4 protein-coding genes are annotated in these 2,159 nt (G+C 72.1%); 2 read left to right on the forward strand and 2 right to left on the reverse strand.

Annotation, left to right across the window (positions count from 1 at the left end):
• Positions 1–408 (reverse strand): Na+/H+ antiporter NhaA (locus QK442_RS36030; RefSeq protein WP_282698360.1); only part of this gene is annotated, 408 nt, incomplete at its 3' end.
• Positions 409–633: 225 nt separating this feature from the next.
• Between QK442_RS36030 and QK442_RS36035 the strand changes: the two genes are divergently transcribed.
• Positions 634–945: a DUF3040 domain-containing protein gene (locus tag QK442_RS36035; protein WP_282698361.1), complete on the forward strand. Its 312-nt coding sequence runs from the start codon at positions 634–636 to the stop codon at positions 943–945.
• A gap of 256 nt (positions 946–1,201) precedes the next feature.
• Here the strand turns inward: QK442_RS36035 and QK442_RS36040 are convergent, their stop codons facing one another.
• A complete protein-coding gene (locus QK442_RS36040) occupies positions 1,202–1,747 on the reverse strand; it encodes an ABATE domain-containing protein (protein ID WP_282698362.1) in 546 nt (181 codons plus the stop codon).
• A gap of 108 nt (positions 1,748–1,855) precedes the next feature.
• Here QK442_RS36040 and QK442_RS36045 point away from each other — a divergent pair, with 108 nt between their 5' ends.
• Entirely contained in the window at positions 1,856–2,155 is a 300-nt protein-coding gene (locus QK442_RS36045) for a hypothetical protein (RefSeq protein WP_282698363.1), read from the forward strand.
• The last annotated feature ends 4 nt before the right edge of the window (positions 2,156–2,159 follow it).

Consider the following 2,159-nt stretch of genomic DNA (forward strand, 5'->3'; position numbering starts at 1 on the left):
GCCGCCACCCGCCTTGGCCGTGAGCAGGTAGAGAGCGGCGGGAACGGCCATGCCGCACAGCGCCGCGACGACCGGGAGCGCCGCGGTGGAGGGGGTACGCAGTGCGCCGGTCACGAGTTCGCGCTTGAGCTCGATGCCGGCGACGAGGAAGAAGACCGCGAGGAGCCCGTCGGCGGTCCAGTGCTCCACGGAGAGGTCCAGGCCGAGGGCCGGGAAGCCGACATGGAAGTCGCGCGTGGACTCGTAGGCCGCTTTCCATGGGCTGTTGGCCCATACGAGGGCGACGATCGCGGCACCGAGCAGGAGGAGGCCGCCGGCGGTCTCCCCGCGCAGGGCCTCGGCGACCGCCTGCCGCTCGGGCCGCGGGAGCAGCCCGAGGACCGTCCTGCGCGGGCGGTCATGGGCCATGAGAACCCTCCGGGACACGTCGGTGAGGGACACACGAGCGCCGGACACCGACCGGGCTTCCCGGTACACCGGCGCTGGTTCTCGAAGCCTTCTCCTCACCCTATCGAGCCTCCGGCGATGCCGCCTCGGCCGACCGGGTCAGCACCTTCGGGGATCCACGGATGCCGACAGGGCTCGGTGGGCATACTGTCCACAGGAAACCCACCGCAGTAGTGGAGGGTCGCCATGGGCCACCTGTCGGACGACTGGAGCGACCTGGCAGCGATCGAGCATGCCCTCGCGAAGGACGATCCCGTACTCGCCGCCCGGATGGACACGCTCAACCAGCAGTTCCCCGAGGAGTCGGCCACCCACCCGGGCGAGCCCGCGCCACGACGTGACCGACGCGTGGTGGCCGCCGTCGTCCTGGGCGCCCTCGCGCTGCCGGCGCTGCTGCTCACCGCCGTCCTCGGCTCCTCGTCCTCCTCAGGGGACGAGGAGTCCGGCGTACGACCTGCGGCGCTCCCGGTGGCCACGGCTTCGCACGGCGCGCCGTGATCCCGGGCGGTGCGGGCGGGCGGCCGTACGCTCGCCGAGTTGCCGGCGGGGTATCGGCGGCGGTCTCGGCCGGGATACGGGGCGGTGTGCCGGACGAGGGCTCAGGGAAGGCCCCCTGCGTTTCGGATGCCCCCAGGAGGCCGGTCACCGGTCGTGTGTCTTCACCGGCCCGGGGGCGGCGGAAGGCGAGCGCCTCTTCCTCGGCACCGGCGGAGAGACGTCCGGCAGGGGCTGAACCGTCAGCGGCCCGCCGGGTTCACTCCGGCCGCTGCCCGCTTCGACGGGCGGCGCGCGCCCTGTTGCCGCAGCCGATCGAGCACCACGCCTGATCGCGCCTGCGCGCGAGGAAGAACATCCCGCAGCTGGGGGCGGGGCAGCGGCGCAGCCTGGCCTGTTCCTGCCCGGCGGCCAGCACGAGTGTCCGACGGGCCAGCATCGCGGTGACCGGGCCGCCGGCCTCGCACTCCGTCAGGCGGCCGGAGTCGTCGACCTGGAAGGTCACCGGTGCGCGTGCGGCAAGGGCGTTGAGCCATGTGCGCGTCGGCCCGGGCAGGGGAACCTGTCGCGCCCCCGCGTCCAGCGCGAGGCGCACCGGCTCGCGCAGCTCTTTCAGCTGCTCCAGGGGCAGCTCCGCGAGCTCCCGGTCGGCGGCCTTCTCCCGCCAGGAGGCCAGCAGCTTCGGATCGGCCAGCAGGTCGACCTCCTCGCCCGCGGGCCCGGCTCCGCACAGGACGGTGTTGGCCAGATCCATCACTGGCAGCTCTCCGATCCACGGCATCTCGTGGAGGTTCCTGAGGGTCATGCCCCCAACCTACCGGAAGCACGGATTCGCTCTGCCAAACACGTGATAGCTTCTGCTCACGGATTTGGAGTCACAAATCCGTGAGATGCCTTTCGAAGGGAAGACCCTGTGAACGCGACCATCGAGTACGTCCGCTTCGAGACCGCCGACCCCGCGGAGCTGACCGCACAGCGCGACCGGCTGATCTCCCTCCTGCGCGAGCGCTACGGAAGCGACTTCCTCGGCGCGCACCTCGCCCGGTACGAGGACGGCTCCCTGATCGACCTCATCCTCTGGGCCTCCCCGGAGGCAGCCGCCCGCGCGGCGCGCGAGATGCCCGGCGACCCCGCCGCCGCCGGGTTCTTCAGCCTGATCGGAGAGGTCCACGAGATGCGGCACGCCGAAGTACTGCACAGCACCCAGCCGTAGCCGA

It is taken from the genome of Streptomyces sp. CC208A (genome assembly GCF_030010625.1).
Lineage (GTDB): Bacteria > Actinomycetota > Actinomycetes > Streptomycetales > Streptomycetaceae > Streptomyces.

Bases quoted from the DNA above. Each gene is read 5' to 3' on its own strand.
- QK442_RS36035 (WP_282698361.1), top strand. From the start codon at position 634: ATGGGCCACCTGTCGGACGACTGGAGCGACCTGGCAGCGATCGAGCAT.
- QK442_RS36040 (WP_282698362.1), bottom strand. From the start codon at position 1,747: ATGACCCTCAGGAACCTCCACGAGATGCCGTGGATCGGAGAGCTGCCA.